Here is a 16,366-nt window from a genome sequence, read left to right on the forward strand (position 1 = left end):
CGGTCGCGGCAGTGCGAAGAGCGCACCGGTGCGCGCTCATCCACCGAGCCTAACCGCGCAGACCGGACGATTTCTTGACACTTTCGACGGATACGTGCGCGAGAAGGCGGGTGCGCGCACGAAACCGTCATGTGCCCGGTCGCTAGAGTGCTGTCGTGACCACCGCCGCGGACGTCCAGCGGGCGCTCGCCGCCGTCGCCGATCCCGACGGCGCCGTCTTTCTGCAGCGTTTCTTCAAGACGGCGCCGGGCGAATACGGCGAAGGCGACGTGTTCATCGGCGTGCGCGTGCCGCAGACCCGAGCGGTAGCGAAGCGCTTCGCCGGGCTCCCGCTCACCGAGGTGCGAGCACTGCTCGACAGCCCGGTGCACGAGCACCGGCTCGCCGGCCTGATCATCCTGAACGCCGCCTTCGCGCGGGCGAGCGGCCCGCGTCACCGCGACGAGACGGAGCGCGCGCGACTCGCCGCCTTCTACGTGCGAGCCGTCCGCGATGACCGGGTCGACAACTGGGACCTCGTCGACTCGTCCGCGGAGCACGTCCTCGGCGCGTATCTGCTCGACCGCCCGCGCGACCTGCTCGACGAACTCGCGGCGAGCCCGGTGCTCTGGCAGCGCCGCGTCGCCGTGCTGTCCACCTTCGCATTCCTCAAAGCCGGCGATGCCTCCACCACCCTGGCCCTGGCCGCGCGGCTGCTGGACGATCCCGAAGACCTGATGCACAAGGCGGTCGGGTGGATGCTGCGCGAAACCGGCAAGCGCGTCGACCGGGCCCTGCTGCTCGGCTTTCTCGACGAGCACGCCGGCCGGATGCCGCGCACGATGCTCGCCTACGCCACCGAGCACCTGGACCCGGGGACCCGGGCCGCGTACCGGGCCGTCCCGCGCGCGCGTTGAGGGCCGCCGTCGGCGGTCGCCAACCGTCGCCCGGCCGGCGTCCCGCGGTGCAGTCCTCCGCGGCGCGGTGACGCGCGGGCGAACTCAGGCCCGGCTGCCCGGGTCGACCTCGCCTCGCCACGAGCCGGTCTCGACGGGCTGAGCCTCGATGAACTCCTTGAAGTTGCGCAGATCCTTCTTCACGGCGTGGTCGTCGACCCCGATGGCGGCGCCGATCTTCTCGAGCGCGTCTCCGGGCTGCCAATCGAATTGCACCGTCACGCGCGTTGACGCGTCCGAGAGACGGTGGAACGTCACGACTCCGGCGTGGACAACGTCGCCCGCCACGCTCTTCCAGGCGACCCGCTCGTCGGGGTGCTGCTCGGTGATGACGGTGTCGAACTCGCGAGTGGCACCGCCGATTGTCACGCGCCAGCGGTTCGTGGTGTCGTCGACCTGGCGGATCTCGTCGACCTCGTCCAGGAAGCGCGGGAAGCTCTCGAACTGGGTCCACTGGTTGTACGCGGTCGTCACGGGGACGTCCAGATCGATGCTCTCGGTCACCTCGGCCATGGTCGGCCTCCTTCTCGTGTCTGTTCGATGTTCGGCGACGACGCTAAGCCGGTGCGTTCCGTCGATCGAGGGGTCGACACGGGCACCCGTCCGTGGGATGCGGACCTACGCGGCCCCGCGGCCCGCCCGGTACGCCCGCGGCGTCACGCCGAATCGGTGTGTGAACTGCCGGCTGAACAGCGCCGCGTCGGTGTAGCCCCAACGGGCGGCGACGTCGGCGATCTTGAGCTCGGCGAACGCCGAATCCGCCAGGTCGCGTCGGCAGTTCTCGAGGCGCCGCGACCGGATCCAGGCGGCGACGGTGGTCTCGTGCGTCTCGAAGGCGACATGGAGTTTGCGGGGCGAGACGAAATGCGCTGCCGCGATCTCGGTGACCGTCAGCCCCGGCCGGTGCAGGTGCCGATCGATGTAATCGAGCACCGAGGAGAGAAGCGCGTCGCCCGAGTTCGTCTCGGTCTCGCGGGCGGTCTCGACCAGCGCGGCGGAGACCATGTCGATGATCCCGAGGACCAGATGCTTGCCCACGGCGTCGTCGATCGAGTCGAGAGAGCGGGAGAGCTGGCGGGCGAACGGGGTGAGAACCTGGACGAGCGCGCGATCCCGCTCCAGGGCGATGCCCGAGAGGTCGCGGAGCTGGTTCACCGGGACGCCGAGGCGATGCGACGGCACGCCGAGGATCAGCACATCGCTGCCCTGGTTCTCCGTTCGGCTCGGCGACAGGAAGTTGTAGACAGAGGCATCGCCCGGCCGCAGGACGACGGAGCGGTCGTTCTGCGTGTACACGGTCTCACCCGCGAGCTGGAAGTGCAACAGCTGAAGATCCCGCGGCTCCACCCCGGCCTCGTGGTCGATCCAGTGCGGAGAGCTCACCGCGGTGGAGATCGGGTATCCGGCGAGGTTCCGCGACGCGAAGGCGGACGAGAAGGTGACCGGCACCTTCGTGTGGACGATGATGGGCCAGGGCTCGCGCCGGAACGTCTCGCGATACTCGTCGATGCGGACGCGGTGCCGTCGGATATCCCTGACCATGACGCTGCCTCCTGAAAGATATTGCTCCATAGATGTGTATAGCGAAGATTTGATATTTCAGCAAGCGGCTTCGCTCAGATCGCGGGCGGGCACGGGAGGATCGCGTAGCCGACCTGAGATGATGGGGAGATGGCGAGAACCGTTCGTGGCGCACGCGTCCTGATCACCGGAGCCGCCTCCGGCATGGGGCGGCTGTATGCCGAACGTGCCGTGCGGGAGGGCGCGAAAGCGGTCGTCCTGTGGGACCGCGACGAGGCGGGGCTCACGCGGCTCACCGACCGGCTCCGTGCGGAGGTCCTGACGGGGCGGACCGCCACCGCCTGGGGCGCGCCGGCAGGGTCGCCGAGCTCCGCGAGCGGCCGGTCGGGCACCAGCATCCACCCGTACACCGTCGATCTGGGCGAGCTCGGCGGCATCGCTCAGGCGGCCCAGTCGGTGCGCAAAGAGCTCGGCGGGGTCGACGTGTTGATCAACAACGCCGGGATCGTGCGCGGCAAGTACTTCTGGGAGCACGACAACGGCGACGACACCCGCGCGACGATGCAGGTCAACGCGTTGGCGCCGATGTACACGACCAGGGAGTTCCTTCCGGCGATGATCGCGAGCTCCCGCGAGGCGCGCATCGTCAACATCGCCTCGGCCGCCGGCACCATCGCCAACCCGCGCATGAGCGTCTACGCCGCCAGCAAGTGGGCCGTCATCGGCTGGAGCGACAGCCTCCGGATCGAGCTGGAACAGCAGGGATTCGGGCACGTCAAGGTCACGACGGTCGCGCCGAGCTACATCGACACGGGGATGTTCGCCGGTGCCCGCGGCCCGCTCCTCACCCCGGTGCTCACGCCCGAGTATGTCGTCGACCGGGTCTGGAAGGCGATGCTGGCCGGAAAGCCGATGCTGATGCTGCCGTGGTCGGTCGGTCTGGCCAAGACGTTGAAGGGCGTCCTCCCGGTGCGGGTCTGGGACGCGCTCGCCGACCGCGTGTTCGGCGTGTACACCTCGATGGACGAGTTCACCGGCCGTTCCTGACCGCGCCGCGGGGACGGTGGAATTGTCGTTTCGTGCACGCGTGCACGGGATGGCTTGTATTTCCGTGCACGGTCCGCGCGAATCCGGCCTCCCGGCTTCGTGCGCCCAGCAGTCTGTTCGGGCGGGCCGGGATCAGCCCGCCCTTCGGAAGGCTGGAAATGAAACGAATCGGAAAACGGCTCACTGCAGGTCTGGCGTTCGCGGTCGCGAGCGGCTTCGCTCTCGGTGGGCTCATCGTGCTCACCCCCGCGACCTCGGCCGCGGCGCCCCTGGACATCTCCGACATCGATTGGGAGCCGCGACCTTCCCTGTACGGCAACGCCTACAGCATGATCCGCCTCGACGCCGACCGGGTCGAGCGCGCACACGAGGGCATGGGCATACCGAACCTGCGCCATCGCGACGGCGGACCGATCACCGGGGCCCCCTACTATTTCTTCGGCAAGGACCCACGGACCGGCAGCTACCTGCCGTCGCACATCCTGGTGTGCATCGACATGCTCCACATCGACTATGAGGTGCCGGAGGGCTCCGAGTACTTCGATCTGGCGACGCTGCTGCCGCCGGAGACGGCGGTCCGTATCTCGCAGACGCTCAATGCCGGGCTCCAGCTCGCGAGACAGCACGGCATGCGGGTCGACACCGGCGGAGGTCAGCCGCTGAGCTTCACGTCGGGCAGCAGCTCGACGGACTACATGATGGCCGCCCAGATCACCGCCTGGCACCTGTTCGCCCGAGACAATCGCGCAGAACCGCTTCCCTACCTCGAGCGGAGCGACTTCGCCGTGGATCGGCTGCGGAGGGGCCCAGGAGGCGCGGTCGAGACGATCGTGGACGTCGACCTGTCGAAGCAGTTCGCCGAGATCGACGCGCTCATCGAACGGTTTCGGAGCGAGCCGTCGATCAGCTCCGTGCCGGCGCGGTTGAACATCGGGACCACGACGCTGGCAGACCCGGCGCTGACGGGCTTCGAAGTCGAAGTCGATCCGGCCGCGTCCACCCCCGGCTACGACACCTATTTCACGATCGCGACCAAGAAGGACGGAACGATCACCTTCACCAAGAAGCGGTCGATCGACAAGCCGCTCACGATCGGCTTCCGCAAGAAGTTCGGGCACGGGCTCGGCACGAACGGACTGGCGTCGGGGGTGCGCGCCGCGAACCATCAGTTCAAGACCTCCCTCTCGAACATCTACACCGAGTCGTTCACACTGCCGGTGGCGGTCGACGACGGTTCCGTCCTGGTGCGCAAGAGCGACGCGGACGGCAACCCGCTCGACGGCGCCGAGTTCGCGCTCTTCGACCCGGCCGGAACGACGATCGCCCTCGACTCCTGGGGACGGCCGCTCGTCGGTGTCACCGGCACGAGCGGACACGGGCGCCTGGTTCTGGACGACGTGCCCACCGGCCGTTACCTCCTGATGGAGACGCGCGCGCCCGAGGGCTACCAGCGTGACGCGACGCCCCGCGAGATCATCGTCCGCGCGAACGTCCAGGCGCAAGTGGCAGGCGGGGCGCCGATCGTGAACACGCGGGAGACGGCCGAACTCGAGATCCACAAGTCCAACAGAGTCTCCGTGCTGCAGCCGGGCGAGCTCACCACGTACGAGATCGCCATCGCGAATCGTTCGTCGTACACGGAGCCGGTCGACGCCCTGATCGAGGACGTCCTCCCCGACGGGCTCCGTTTCGTCTCGGCGGATCACGGCGGCAGCTACGACGCACGGACGCGGACCGTGAGATGGAATGTCGGACCGGTCGATGGAACGCCGATCGTCGTCTCGGTGACCGCGCGAGTGGAGGACTCGGTGGTTCCCGGCACGACCATCTCGAACCGGGCGACGGTCACCCTCGACGGCGTCTGCCCCGGACACGACGATGTCGACGGCTGCGCGGACGTCGACACCGACGTCGTCCCCGCCCTCGTGCTGATGAAGTCCAACGGTATGGAGGTCGGCCTGCCCGGCGGGACGAGCGCGTACGAGCTCACCGTCATCAACACGTCCGCGGCGGAGGCTCCCGACGTCGTGGTCGTGGACGCGCTGCCACGCGAACTCATCTTCGTCGCGGCGGATTCGAACGGCCACTATGCCGACGACGAACACGCGGTGTCCTGGAGGCTCGGCACGCTCCGGCCCGGGGAGCAGCGTTCGGTGCGCGTCATCACCTGGGTCGACGACCAGCTGTCGCCGGGCGCGGAGATCGAGAACGTCGCCTCCGTCTCGAGCGGTGGTGGGTGCTCGAGCAGCACCGCCTCCTCCGACGAACCCGCGAATCCCGACGAGCCGCCGCGCTCCAAGTGCGATGCGGTGGACATCGATCGGGTCCCCGCCGTCTCGGTCGCCAAGGACGACGGCACGACCGCGGTCGTCGTCGGCGAACGCCTCGACTACCGCATCGTGGCGACCAACGACTCGGACGTCGTCGCACCCGATGTGATCGTCGTCGATCAGCTCCCGTTCTCGACGACGCTGGTCGAGTCGAGCATCCCGCTCGCGGACGTGTCGACGGACACCGTGCTGCACTGGGATCTGGGCGACCTGGCGCCGGGTGAGGAGCGCGAGATCATCGTCTCGGTCACGGTGAACGCCGAAGCGCCGCCCGCATCGGTGATCGCCAATACCGCCACGATCACTGCCGCCGGCGTGTGCGTCGATGACCCCGCGACTGCGGTGGACGAGTGTCGGGCCGTGGACGAGGACGTGGTCACGACCCCGGCGGCGCCCGGCGAGGACGGGAACCCCGAGGGCCCTGTCGAGGGGGAGACGCCCGGCGGCCCGGAGGGGCCCACCATTCCGATCGACCCGGAGAAGCCGACGAGTCCGGTGGAGACGACCGGTCCGACTCCGCGCCCGGGCGCGACGGACGGAGAGGCGCCGCGCAGGGGGATCGCCGGCCGGTCCCCCGCTGCCGATCGGCTGGCCGATACCGGGCTGAACCTGTCCTCGGCCGTGAGGCTGGGTGCGCTCGCCGTGGCGACGCTCCTGGTCACGGGCGGTGTGAACGCGATCGCCCTCCGACGGCGCCGCGGTCGCCGCTCGGCCTAGGCGCGGAAGAGTGCGGTCGGAGAGTCTTCGCGGGGGCTCGCTGCCCGCGCGACCGTCCGGTGCGACAGGTCGACCACCTCTCCGAGGGCGTGTCCGGTGCGGAACGCCCTCGGCGAGGCTCCGAACCGGTCCGTGAACGCCCGGCTGAAGTGCGCCGCGTCCTTGAAGCCCCAGCGTGCGGCGACCTCGCCGATCGTCAGCCCGGCGAAGGCCGGGTCGGTGAGTTCGCGGCGGCAGTGCACAAGCCGACGCGAACGCACCCACGCCGCGACCGTGGTCTTCAGCGGCTCGAACAGACCGTGGAGTTTACGTGCCGACATGAAATTGGCAGCCGCGATCTCCGCCACGGAGAGGTCCGGCCGATGCAGGTTCTCTTCGATGTACTGGAGCACCGCATCGAGTTGCCCCGGCCGGCCTCTGTTCTCGGCCGTGCCGCTGGTCTCGATGAGGACGGCCCCGAGCATGTTGATCGCGGCGTGCACCATCCGGGTGCCCACGCCGGTGTCGCCTGTGGCGAGGGTGGTGGCGAGTTGCCGCGTGAGCGGGTTGATGGCGCGCACGAGCGGGCGGTCCCGGTCGAGCCGGACGCCGACCAGTTCATCCACGACGCCCTCCGGCAATGGGAGTTCGCGCGTCGGCGGCCGGATGATGACGGATTCGCCGCTGTGTGCAAGCGTGAAGGGTTGCGCGGGGGAGTAGAGCACCGCGTCACCCGGGCGCAGGACCGCGGTCCGGCCGCGCTGCTCCATGGTGCCGGATCCTTCGAGTTGCAGGTGGAGGATCCGAGTCGAGCCCGGGTCGGCAGCGCCGTCATCCCCGGAGTCGGCTGGAGGCTGGTGCTCGATGGTGTGACGACCACCGGTGATGCGGTTGACGGCGATGTCGTCGAAGTACCGGCCCCCCGTGCCGAACGCGAGAACTGCTCTCCGGTCTGAAGCGTCCATCGCGGGGTGGTGACTCTCTTGGTGCAGAGATCTGCGGGCCGGTAGCGGAACCCGGCCACATCTCACATCTCGAATCGAGAATCTAGCAGATCACGACGTGGGAGGCCACCGTGCACGCAGAGGCGACCGTCACGCCCAACGGCGATTGGCCCACCGTTCGAAGAGCCCCACGAGCGAGTCGGTCAGCTTGCCGAGGATCGCCAGCAGGATGATCGCGAGGAACAGTCGGTCGGTGCGCCCGTTGTTCTGGGAGTCGCTGAGCAGAAAGCCCAGCCCCATGGATGACGCGATCAGCTCGGCGGCCACCAGGAAGAGCCACGCCTGGGCGAGAGCCAGCCGGAGGCCCGAGATGACGGCGGGAAGCACCGAGGGGAGTTGGACGGTGGCGAACAGGCGGACGCCGCCGAGTCCGAACGCCCGCCCTGCCTCCACCAGCTGGCGGTCGACGTGCCGCAGCGCCGCCGCGACCGTGGTGTAGACGGGGAAGAACGCCCCGATCGCGATGAGGATGATCTTGGAGTCCTCGCCGATCTTGAACCAGAGGATCAGCAACGGGACCCACGCCAGGGAGGGCACGGCGCGGATCGCGCCCAGCGTGGGGCTGAACAGGATGTCGCCCAGCCGCGACAACCCGACCACCGCTCCGAACGCCAGCCCGAGGGCCGCGCCGATCGCGAAGCCGATCAGCACCCGCTGCGTCGAGATCGCGATGTACAGGCCGAGCAGGCCGCGTTGAGCGAGGTCCACGGCTGCGTCGACCACCATCGCCGGGGTAGGCAGCTGAGACGAGGTGAAGGCGCCCGACGTCGAGGCGAGCTGCCAGATCACCAGGAGTGCCACCGGGATCAGCGCGCCGCCGCCGACGCGCACCCAGCGCCGGGACAGGTACGACGCCCTGCCGTTCGACACCGCGGCCTCCCGCGGGAGCTCGCGCGCGACCGAGGTCGCGGCGAGACCCTCGCCCGGGCCGCCGACGACGATCAGCGGGGCGTCGTCGGCGGGAGTGTTCTGGTAGGACACGGGTACGATCAGCCTCCGATCGCGCTCGGGTCGGCCTTCTTCGCGAAGGTCGGGTCGAGGAGCGAAGCGAGCGCTGTGTCGATGTCCTTCTGCGAGCGCACGTCGCCCGACTGGACGAAGATCGGCCCGACCTTCTTCAGCACCTTCAGCTGGGCCGCTCCAGGAACGTTCGACACGTCGAGGTTCGTGCGCTGCGTGATGACCGTCGTCGCCACGGAGGGGTCGATCCCGGCCACACCCGCGAGGATCGCGGCGGTCTCGTCCTGATGCTTGAGAGCCCACGCGCGGGCGTATTCATACGTGTTCACGACGGTCTGCGCCACGTCGGGTTTGGACGCGAGGAACGACGCTGTCGCGTTGAGGAAGCCGTAGGTGTTGAAGCCGACGTTGCGGTAGATCAGCTTCGCCCCGGATCTCTCGGCGTTCGCCATGATCGGGTCGAGTCCGCTCCAGGCGTCGACGGAGCCGCCCTGCAGAGCCGCCCAGCCGTCGGCGTGCTGGAGGTTCTGGATGGTGACGTCCTTCGTCGACAGCCCGTTGGCCTCCAGCGCCTGCAGCAGGAAGAAATAGGGGTCGGTCCCCTTCGTCGCCGCGACCTGCTTGCCCTTGAGGTCTGCGACCGACGTGATCGGGGAGTTCGGGCCGACGACGATCGCCGACCACTCGGGCTGCGAGTAGATGTCGATCGTCTTGATGTCGGAGCCGTTGGCGCGCGCGAGCAGGGCGGCGGATCCGGCGGTGGAACCGACGTCGATGGCGCCGGAGCGCAGCGCCTCGTTGGCCTTGTTCGAGCCGGCGGACTGCACCCAGTTGACGGTGATGTTCTGCTTCTTGAGCGCCTTCTCGAGCCAGCCTTCCTTCTTGATGACGAGGCTGAGCGGGTTGTACGTGGCGAAGTCGATGTTGAGGGTGCCTCCCTCGGTGACGCCGGCCGTGCTCGTCGAGCCGGAGGCCGAGCCCTCGCCGGCGACGCAGCCCGAGAGCAGCAGGGCGGCAGATGCCGCGAGCGCGGCGACAGCGGTGACGATCGTGGGTCTGCGGTGCATTGTTCGGGTGCCTCTCGTTCTGGTGTCGTGCTGCAGGATGCGGCTCGGCGATGCGGTCGTGCTGCGGTGCTGTGCTGCGAGCCTCGCGGATCCGCCGCCGCTACGGCCCGGATCCGCTGAATCTGTGGATCAGTAGGGGAAGACGGGAATGGTGGAGGAGTGCAGGTCGTCAAGCGCCCGACCGTGGCGGTCGATGCCCAGACCGTCGAGGAGTTCCGCCCGCAGTTCCGCCAGGGCGGCCGAACCGCGGTCGCGCGGACGTGTACCGGGGACGGCGACGACGCGACGGATCGTCGCGCCGTCCCGTCCATTCTCGCCGCCGAGCAGGATGATGCGGTCGGCGAGCTGGAGGGCCTCGTCGACGTCATGGGTCACGAGGAGGATCGTGGTCGGTGCGGCAGCGTGCACGTCGAGCAAGAGGTCCTGCATCCGCAGGCGGGTCAGTGCGTCCAGCGCGCCGAACGGCTCGTCGAGCAGCAGCACGCCCGGGTTGCGGGCCAGCGCCCGCGCCAGCGAGGCCCGCTGGGCCATGCCGCCCGAGACCTCCCGCGGCCGCAGGGCGGCCGAGGCTCCCAGCCCGACGAGGTCGAGCAGTCGTGCGACCCGTTCGGCCCCTTCGGCGCGGTCCAGCCCGCGGGGGAGTCCCAGCGCGACGTTGTCGGCGAGCGATCGCCACGGCAGCAGCCGCGGCTCCTGGAAGCCGATGGCGCACCGGGCGTCGATGCCGGCGACGGGTGTGCCGTCGATGAGGGCGGCTCCTGTGGTCGGCGCGTCGAGGCCGCCCGCGATGCGCAGCAGCGTCGACTTCCCGCAGCCGCTGGCGCCGAGGATCGCGACGACCTCGCCGGCGTCGATGGTCAGCGAGACGTCGCGGAGAACGGTCCGCGACGGCGACGCCGCGGCCTTCCGCCTCGGTGCGGCGAAGGCGCGGCCGATCCCGGCGAACTCGACGGGTGAGGCGGGCGACGGGGAGACCATGGTGACTCCGACGCTATCGACAGCGGGCCAGCGGGTTCTCGCCGATCGCAACACCGCGTAACGAAACCGTCGTCGAGAGGATCCGAGCCGCTAGCTAGCGGCGAAGCGTTCCATTCGCGATGTCGACACGCAGACGATCGACACGCAGACGATCGACACGCAGACGATCGCCTCGCGATTCCCGGCGGTCGCCTCCCGGCGTCACCAGATCATCGGACGGTCGTCGTCGTCTTCGACCCCGCCGCCCTCCGACAGCTCCACGAGCACCGGGACGTGGTCGCTGGGGGCGTCGCCCTTGCGCTCGTTGCGGTGGATGCTGGCGTCGACCACGCGGTCGGCGAATGCCGGCGAGCCCAGGATGAAGTCGATGCGCAACCCCTCGTTGCGCGGGAACCGCAACTGCTTGTAGTCCCAGTAGGTGTAGCCGTCCGGCACGATCGGGCGCACGACGTCCGTCAGACCGGCTTTCTCGAACGCGGCGAACGCCGTGCGCTCGGGTGGCGAGATGTGCGTGGATGCGCCGGGAACGAGACTGGGGTCGCCGACGTCCGAGTCCAGCGGGGCGACGTTCCAGTCGCCCATGAGGGCGAGCGGTTGCTGCGGGTTCTCGCCCAGCCAGCGCTGCGTGTCCGCCGCGAGCGCCGCGAGCCAGTCGAGCTTGTAGACGTAGTGCGGGTCGCCGAGCGCCCGCCCGTTGGGCACGTAGAGGCTCCAGAGTCGCACGCCGTCGACTGTGGCGCCGATGGCGCGGGCCTCCTTGGGGAGGTCCGGGCCATCGTGATCCTTGAGGAAACCGGGCATGTCGCGGAACCCGATCTCGACGTCCTCGATGGGCAGCCGTGCTGCGATCGCGACGCCGTTCCACTGATTCAGCCCGTGCAGGACGACCTCGTAGCCGGCCGCCTCGAACGCCTCGTAGGGGAACTGCTCCGGCTTGCACTTGATCTCCTGCATGGCCAGCACATCCACGTCTTCGCGGACCATCCAGTCCACTACCCGTGCGACTCGGGTGCGGATGGAGTTCACATTCCAGGTGGCGACGCGCATGCCCCGATCGTATCGGCCGCCGCCGACCCGCTGCCGGAGCGCCCGGTGCCCGTAGAATGTCAGACGTGACCGACGCACGACAGCAGCTCATCGACTTCATCTCCGCCGAGGCCGTCTTCCACGGCGACTTCACGCTGACCAGCGGCAAGAAGGCCAGCTACTACGTCGACCTGCGCAAGGTCAGCCTCGATCACCGGGTCGCCCCGCTGATCGGCCAGGTGATGATCGACCTGATCGCCGACGTCCCCGACGTCGTCGCGGTCGGCGGCATGACGATGGGAGCCGACCCCGTGGCGGCCGCCGTCCTGCACCAGGGCGCCGCGCGCGGACTGGCCTACGACGCGTTCGTCGTGCGCAAGGAGCCGAAGGACCACGGCCGTGGCAAGCAGGTCGAAGGCCCCGATCTCGAAGGCAAGCGCGTGATCGTGCTCGAGGACACCTCCACGACCGGGGGCTCCCCCCTCAAAGCGATCGAAGCCCTGAAGAAAGTCGGCGCGGAGATCGCGGGCGTCGCCGTCGTGGTCGACCGCAACACGGGCGCGCGCGAGGTCATCGAGTCCGCCGGTTACCCCTACTTCGCCGCGATCGGCCTCGAGGATCTGGGGTTGGAGTAGTGGCCGGACACCGCGACCAGCAGGGCGATCCCGGCGCGGGAGGCGAACCCGACCGGCCGGAACGCGACGTCGCTGAGCCCGAGTTCGGGAGCTCGGAGTGGCTGCTGGCTCAGCTGACCGGTGGCCGACGCGTCTCGCGAGCCGAGCAGACGCCTGCATCGTCAGACCGGCCGCCCGGTTCTGATGCGCCCGTCTCCGAGGCGGCGGATGAGCCGCTGACGCGACCGGTCGAGCCGCTGACGCGACCGGTCGAGCCGGAGCAGCAGCCGTCGATGCCTGGGACGGTGGAGCCGGGAAGCACGGAAGCGGGCGACGCCGCGGAGCCGGCGCAGCCGATCGGTTTCGCAGACCTGCTGCGTGAGCCGGCCGCCGACGATGCGGCCGAGCCGGCCGAGCCGGCCGAGCCTGCCGGGGGTCCCATCGCGACGCCGCCGCAGGGCTTCGTCTGGAACCTGACATCGCGGCAGAGTGGTGAGCGCGCCGAAGTTCCACCGGCCGATGAAACGAGCGGGACGTCCGGCATGCCGGGGGACGACGGCACGGTCGCCGACGTGCCGACGGCCGACGTGCCGACGGCCGGCATGCCGACAGCCGACGAGGAGCCGCCGCTCCGCCGCTCCAACTTCGTCCAGCCGCTGACACCGTTCGACGCAGCCGGACCGACGTCGACCTCGGCGCCCGAGCAGCCCGACGAGGTCTCCTCCCCGCCACCCACTGAGGCTTTCGAGTCGCCGAGCTTCGTGGCCGCCCTGCGGATGCCGCGGCCACCGGAGTGGGGCGACGCCCCCGCTGCGACCGCCGAGCCGGCGAGCGGGGACGAAGCGGCCACGCCCGAATCGGGCGATGCCGGTGCAGCGGACGCCGACGGTCACGGCAACCCGCCGACCGAAACGGCCCCGCTGGCAGGCCACGGTCTCGCCGCGCTGCTCGGCGGGTACCAGGAGGATCGTCCTGCGCCTCGCCCGCTGCTCGGCGACACGACCGGGATCATCCCGCTCCCTCCCACGTACACCCCGCCCTCCGCGACCACCGACGAACCGGTCGCACCGGATGCCGCGCCCGCCGCTGCGGCCCCGGCCGCGACCACGCCGCCGGCCGGAGCGGTGTCACGGCGCGAAGCCCTGCGGGCCGAGAGCGACGCGGCGGCGGGCGCGGCGGCCGCTCCGCCTCCACTCACCGAGCCGGCGCCGCCGGAAGCGATCCGATCGCCGGGTTTCCCGCCGTTCGGGGATCCGGCGCAGACCGAGGCCATCCTGGGTGCGCCGCCTTCGCCGGCGACCAGCCCGTTCGACGCCGAGGCGCTCGCAGCCGCATCCACGGAGACGCCCACGGCCGCGATCCCCGCCGAAGGCGATTCCGCCCCGGCGCAGCCTGCGATAACCTCACCCGCCGATTCGGCGCAGGCCGACCGAACCGGCCAGGACGACGAAACGGCGCAGGCCGACGAAGAGCCCGACGGCATTGCGGCGCTCTTCGGCGAATTCGTTCTGAACGACGGCGAGCCCGAGGCCGGCCGCCCGGACGCGGACGGATCCGCGGCGGAACCCATCTTCCCCGAACCGTCGGCCGCCATGGAGGGGCCGCAGCTCGGCAGCGGCGCCGATGAGACCGACTTCGGCGCGCGCGAGCCCGACGACCTCGACGCCGACGACCTCGACGCCGACGACCTCGACGCCGACGACCTCGACGCCGCCGCCCTCGACGCCGCCGCCTTCGACGCCGGTGTCGTCGATGCAGACGCATTCGACACGACGTCGCCGCCCACGGTCGCCTTCGACGCCGCGGCCGCCTCCCGCGAGCCCCTCGGCCCGATCACGCCGGGATCAACGGTCCCCGAAGAAACCGCTCCGCCGGCACCCGCCACGCCGCCGACAACTGCAGCAGCCTCCGCAACCGCTGCACCGCCGGCACCCGCATCCGCGACCCCACCTGAGGCAGTCGCGCCCTCGTCTGCCCCGTCTCCCGCAGCAGCCACCCCATCCGCGCCCGCCGCCACCCCACCCGCGCCCGGCGGCACTCTGCCCGCGACCGCTCCCGGCACCGTTCCGCCCGCGCCGCCCGAGCCCCCGCGCGGCCCGCGCGATCCGCGATTCAACCGGCGGGTCTACCTCATCGCCGGCGTACTGGCCGTGGTTCTCGTGCTCGTCGGGCTGTTCGCGCTGGGCACGCGCCTGCCCTCGCTGTTCGGAGCGTCGGCTCCGTCCGAGCAGGCGTCGGCCTCCCGCACCCCCTCCACGACGCCCACCCCTACGCCGACTCCCACGCCCACCCCGACGGTCACCCCGAAGCCTGCTGCGGCCGTCGGTCCGGGGGAGCACGCCTGGGACACCCTCGGCGGCGGCGAGTGCATTCAGCCGTACACCTCGCCGTGGGCCGAGACGTTCACGGTCGTCGACTGCGCCACCGCGCACACCGCGCAGATGGTCTACACCAACCTGCTGTCGGCCGACCCCGCGGCGGCGTATCCGGGCGCTGACGCACTCGCTCAGCAGATCAACACGCTCTGTACTGCGGGCGGCGTCATCGACCTCAACGCGGCGGCGGCGTACCCCGACCTGCAGGTGCAGGGGACCTTCCCCGCGACCGAGGACCAGTGGAAGAGCGGCCAGCGCTCCTACTACTGCTTCGCCAGCCGGTCCAGCGGGCAGCCGCTCAACACGTCCGTGCAGGGCCAGGGGCCGACCGGCTGACGACGGCGGTCCGCGCACGGCGCCGAGCACGCAGCGGTCAGCGCGCTCGGTCCTCCTCGTAGCGCTCGAGCGCGGAGGGCGGGTTGAGCCGGCGAGCCGAGGCGAGCTCGAGTCCGGCGTCGCCATCGCCCGGAACGGTCACGTTGACCACGACGCCGTCGCGTTGCGCGCCGACACCGAAGACGCCCTCGCCCTCGAGCTCGGCCAGGGCGGCGACCATGGCCTCCCGCAGCCGGCCGTTCACGGCAGCGGACCGCTCGAACGGGTCGCCCAGGCCGTCGAAGAGCCTCTGCACATCGTGGAAGTGCGCGTCACCGAAGAAGGCGAACGGCGATTCCAGCTCCGACCAGCGCAACTCGTCGGGCAGCAGTTCGATGCCCTGCTGCCGGTAGCCGGCGACCGTGCGGGCGAGGCCCGCGTGGGACAGGGCGGTGGGGGCGGGACGGTGCGACTGGGCGGTGGTCGCGAGCCCGAAGTAGTAGAACGCTTCGCCGGGGTGCGCAGAACGCAGGTCGCTCCAGGCCGTCCGGGCCGCCTCCCGGACGGCCACCCGGACGAGTTCGTAGGTTGCGGAAGTGGGGACGCCCATGGTGGTGCTTCTTTCTGGTGGGGGCGATCCGACGCGGTTGCGCTCGGGGAACGAGGGCGACGGGCCGCGGGGCCCGGCCGTCCCGGTCAGAGATCGGATTCGACCGGGCCCGCGGCGACGAGTTCGTGCACGCCGGAGAGGATCTCGTCTGGCCGGAAGGGGTAGCGGTCGATCTCGGCCTGGTCGCTGATGCCGGTGAGCACCAGGATGGTGTGGAGGCCGGCCTCGATCCCCGCGACGACGTCGGTGTCCATCCGGTCACCGATCATGGCCGTGTTCTCGGAGTGGGCGCCGATGCGGTTGAGGGCCGATCGGAACATCATCGGGTTCGGCTTGCCGACCACGTACGGCTCCATGCCGCCGGTCGCCTTGGTGATCATCGCCGTCACCGCGCCGGTGGCCGGCAACGGGCCTTCGGCGCTCGGCCCGGTGGCGTCCGGGTTGGTCGAGATGAAGCGCGCGCCCGCGCCGATCAGGCGGATCGCCTTCGTGATCGCGTCGAACGAGTAGCTGCGCGTCTCTCCGACGACCACGTAGTCCGGGTTCGTGTCGGTCATGATGAAGCCCGCCTCGTGCAGGGCGGTGGTCAGTCCGGCCTCGCCGATGACGTACGCGCTGCCTCCGGGCGCCTGCGACTTGAGGAAGTCGGCCGTGGCCAGGGCGGAGGTCCAGATCGACTCCTCCGGCACGTCGAGGCCCGATGCGCGCAGCCGGGCGGCGAGGTCGCGCGGGGTGTAGATCGAGTTGTTGGTGAGCACGAGGAACGGCGTGCCCTGATCGCGCCACTGCTGGATCAGCTCGGGGGCGCCCGGGAGGGCCGAGTTCTCGTGGACGAGCACGCCGTCCATGTCGGTCAGCCAGCACTCGATCTCGTCGCGTCGCGCCACG

At 70.4% G+C, this 16,366-nt stretch carries 14 protein-coding genes; 5 read left to right on the forward strand and 9 right to left on the reverse strand.

Annotated elements, in window-relative coordinates:
- Window positions 1-155: 155 nt before the first annotated feature.
- A complete protein-coding gene (locus Q0Q23_RS02075) occupies window positions 156-896 on the forward strand; it encodes a DNA alkylation repair protein (RefSeq protein ID WP_295118562.1) in 741 nt (246 codons plus the stop codon).
- An 84-nt stretch (window positions 897-980) separates the two neighbouring features.
- Here the strand turns inward: Q0Q23_RS02075 and Q0Q23_RS02080 are convergent, their stop codons facing one another.
- Window positions 981-1,448: an SRPBCC family protein gene (locus Q0Q23_RS02080; protein ID WP_295118565.1), complete on the reverse strand. Its 468-nt coding sequence runs from the start codon at window positions 1,446-1,448 to the stop codon at window positions 981-983.
- 105 nt (window positions 1,449-1,553) lie between these two features.
- Window positions 1,554-2,477: a helix-turn-helix domain-containing protein gene (locus Q0Q23_RS02085; RefSeq protein WP_295118568.1), complete on the reverse strand. Its 924-nt coding sequence runs from the start codon at window positions 2,475-2,477 to the stop codon at window positions 1,554-1,556.
- 129 nt (window positions 2,478-2,606) lie between these two features.
- On the opposite strand from Q0Q23_RS02085, the gene Q0Q23_RS02090 reads away from it, so the two are divergent.
- Both Q0Q23_RS02090 and Q0Q23_RS02095 read left to right on the forward strand, forming a co-directional pair.
- Entirely contained in the window at window positions 2,607-3,503 is an 897-nt protein-coding gene (locus Q0Q23_RS02090) for an SDR family oxidoreductase (RefSeq protein ID WP_295118571.1), read from the forward strand.
- 158 nt (window positions 3,504-3,661) lie between these two features.
- Window positions 3,662-6,550 carry a SpaA isopeptide-forming pilin-related protein gene (locus Q0Q23_RS02095; protein ID WP_295118574.1) on the forward strand — a complete coding sequence of 963 codons (2,889 nt, stop codon included), beginning with the start codon at window positions 3,662-3,664 and terminating at the stop codon, window positions 6,548-6,550.
- Here Q0Q23_RS02095 and Q0Q23_RS02100 read toward each other — a convergent pair.
- The 5 genes from Q0Q23_RS02100 to Q0Q23_RS02120 all read right to left on the reverse strand — a co-directional run bounded on the left by Q0Q23_RS02100 (window position 6,547) and on the right by Q0Q23_RS02120 (window position 11,585).
- Window positions 6,547-7,494, reverse strand: a complete 948-nt coding sequence (locus tag Q0Q23_RS02100) for a helix-turn-helix domain-containing protein (protein WP_295118577.1) — start codon at window positions 7,492-7,494, stop codon at window positions 6,547-6,549. The genes Q0Q23_RS02095 and Q0Q23_RS02100 overlap by 4 nt on opposite strands.
- 129 nt (window positions 7,495-7,623) lie before the next feature.
- The gene (locus tag Q0Q23_RS02105; protein WP_295118660.1) at window positions 7,624-8,403 is read right to left on the reverse strand and encodes an ABC transporter permease; all 780 of its coding nucleotides are present in this window, start codon (window positions 8,401-8,403) and stop codon (window positions 7,624-7,626) included.
- A 119-nt stretch (window positions 8,404-8,522) separates the two neighbouring features.
- Window positions 8,523-9,560, reverse strand: a complete 1,038-nt coding sequence (locus tag Q0Q23_RS02110) for an aliphatic sulfonate ABC transporter substrate-binding protein (protein WP_295118580.1) — start codon at window positions 9,558-9,560, stop codon at window positions 8,523-8,525.
- A gap of 129 nt (window positions 9,561-9,689) precedes the next feature.
- Complete coding sequence (locus Q0Q23_RS02115; protein ID WP_295118583.1) at window positions 9,690-10,538, reverse strand: ABC transporter ATP-binding protein; 849 nt, start codon at window positions 10,536-10,538, stop codon at window positions 9,690-9,692.
- 201 nt (window positions 10,539-10,739) lie between these two features.
- Window positions 10,740-11,585 (reverse strand): exodeoxyribonuclease III, encoded by an 846-nt coding sequence (locus Q0Q23_RS02120; RefSeq protein ID WP_295118586.1) that lies wholly within the window; start codon window positions 11,583-11,585, stop codon window positions 10,740-10,742.
- Between the two features lie 56 nt (window positions 11,586-11,641).
- On the opposite strand from Q0Q23_RS02120, the gene pyrE reads away from it, so the two are divergent.
- Together pyrE and Q0Q23_RS02130 are read left to right on the forward strand one after the other, a co-directional pair.
- Window positions 11,642-12,199: an orotate phosphoribosyltransferase gene (pyrE, locus tag Q0Q23_RS02125; protein ID WP_295118588.1), complete on the forward strand. Its 558-nt coding sequence runs from the start codon at window positions 11,642-11,644 to the stop codon at window positions 12,197-12,199.
- On the forward strand, window positions 12,199-14,889 hold the full coding sequence (locus Q0Q23_RS02130; RefSeq protein WP_295118591.1) for a septum formation family protein: 2,691 nt from the start codon (window positions 12,199-12,201) through the stop codon (window positions 14,887-14,889). Before pyrE ends, Q0Q23_RS02130 begins: the two co-directional genes overlap by 1 nt.
- Before the next feature lie 37 nt (window positions 14,890-14,926).
- Here Q0Q23_RS02130 and Q0Q23_RS02135 read toward each other — a convergent pair whose 3' ends face one another.
- Window positions 14,927-15,478 carry a DUF4303 domain-containing protein gene (locus tag Q0Q23_RS02135; protein ID WP_295118594.1) on the reverse strand — a complete coding sequence of 184 codons (552 nt, stop codon included), beginning with the start codon at window positions 15,476-15,478 and terminating at the stop codon, window positions 14,927-14,929.
- Between the two features lie 86 nt (window positions 15,479-15,564).
- Window positions 15,565-16,365 carry an HAD-IIA family hydrolase gene (locus tag Q0Q23_RS02140; RefSeq protein WP_295118597.1) on the reverse strand — a complete coding sequence of 267 codons (801 nt, stop codon included), beginning with the start codon at window positions 16,363-16,365 and terminating at the stop codon, window positions 15,565-15,567.
- Window position 16,366: the final 1 nt, after the last annotated feature.

Source organism: uncultured Leifsonia sp. (genome assembly GCF_945957465.1).
GTDB lineage: Bacteria > Actinomycetota > Actinomycetes > Actinomycetales > Microbacteriaceae > Leifsonia.

Coding starts and splice junctions, on each gene's coding strand:
- Q0Q23_RS02080 (WP_295118565.1), bottom strand. CDS start 1,448: ATGGCCGAGGTGACCGAGAGCATCGATCTGGACGTCCCCGTGACGACC.
- Q0Q23_RS02085 (WP_295118568.1), bottom strand. CDS start 2,477: ATGGTCAGGGATATCCGACGGCACCGCGTCCGCATCGACGAGTATCGC.
- Q0Q23_RS02090 (WP_295118571.1), top strand. CDS start 2,607: ATGGCGAGAACCGTTCGTGGCGCACGCGTCCTGATCACCGGAGCCGCC.
- Q0Q23_RS02095 (WP_295118574.1), top strand. CDS start 3,662: ATGAAACGAATCGGAAAACGGCTCACTGCAGGTCTGGCGTTCGCGGTC.
- Q0Q23_RS02100 (WP_295118577.1), bottom strand. CDS start 7,494: ATGGACGCTTCAGACCGGAGAGCAGTTCTCGCGTTCGGCACGGGGGGC.
- Q0Q23_RS02110 (WP_295118580.1), bottom strand. CDS start 9,560: ATGCACCGCAGACCCACGATCGTCACCGCTGTCGCCGCGCTCGCGGCA.
- Q0Q23_RS02115 (WP_295118583.1), bottom strand. CDS start 10,538: ATGGTCTCCCCGTCGCCCGCCTCACCCGTCGAGTTCGCCGGGATCGGC.
- Q0Q23_RS02120 (WP_295118586.1), bottom strand. CDS start 11,585: ATGCGCGTCGCCACCTGGAATGTGAACTCCATCCGCACCCGAGTCGCA.
- pyrE (WP_295118588.1), top strand. CDS start 11,642: ATGTCAGACGTGACCGACGCACGACAGCAGCTCATCGACTTCATCTCC.
- Q0Q23_RS02135 (WP_295118594.1), bottom strand. CDS start 15,478: ATGGGCGTCCCCACTTCCGCAACCTACGAACTCGTCCGGGTGGCCGTC.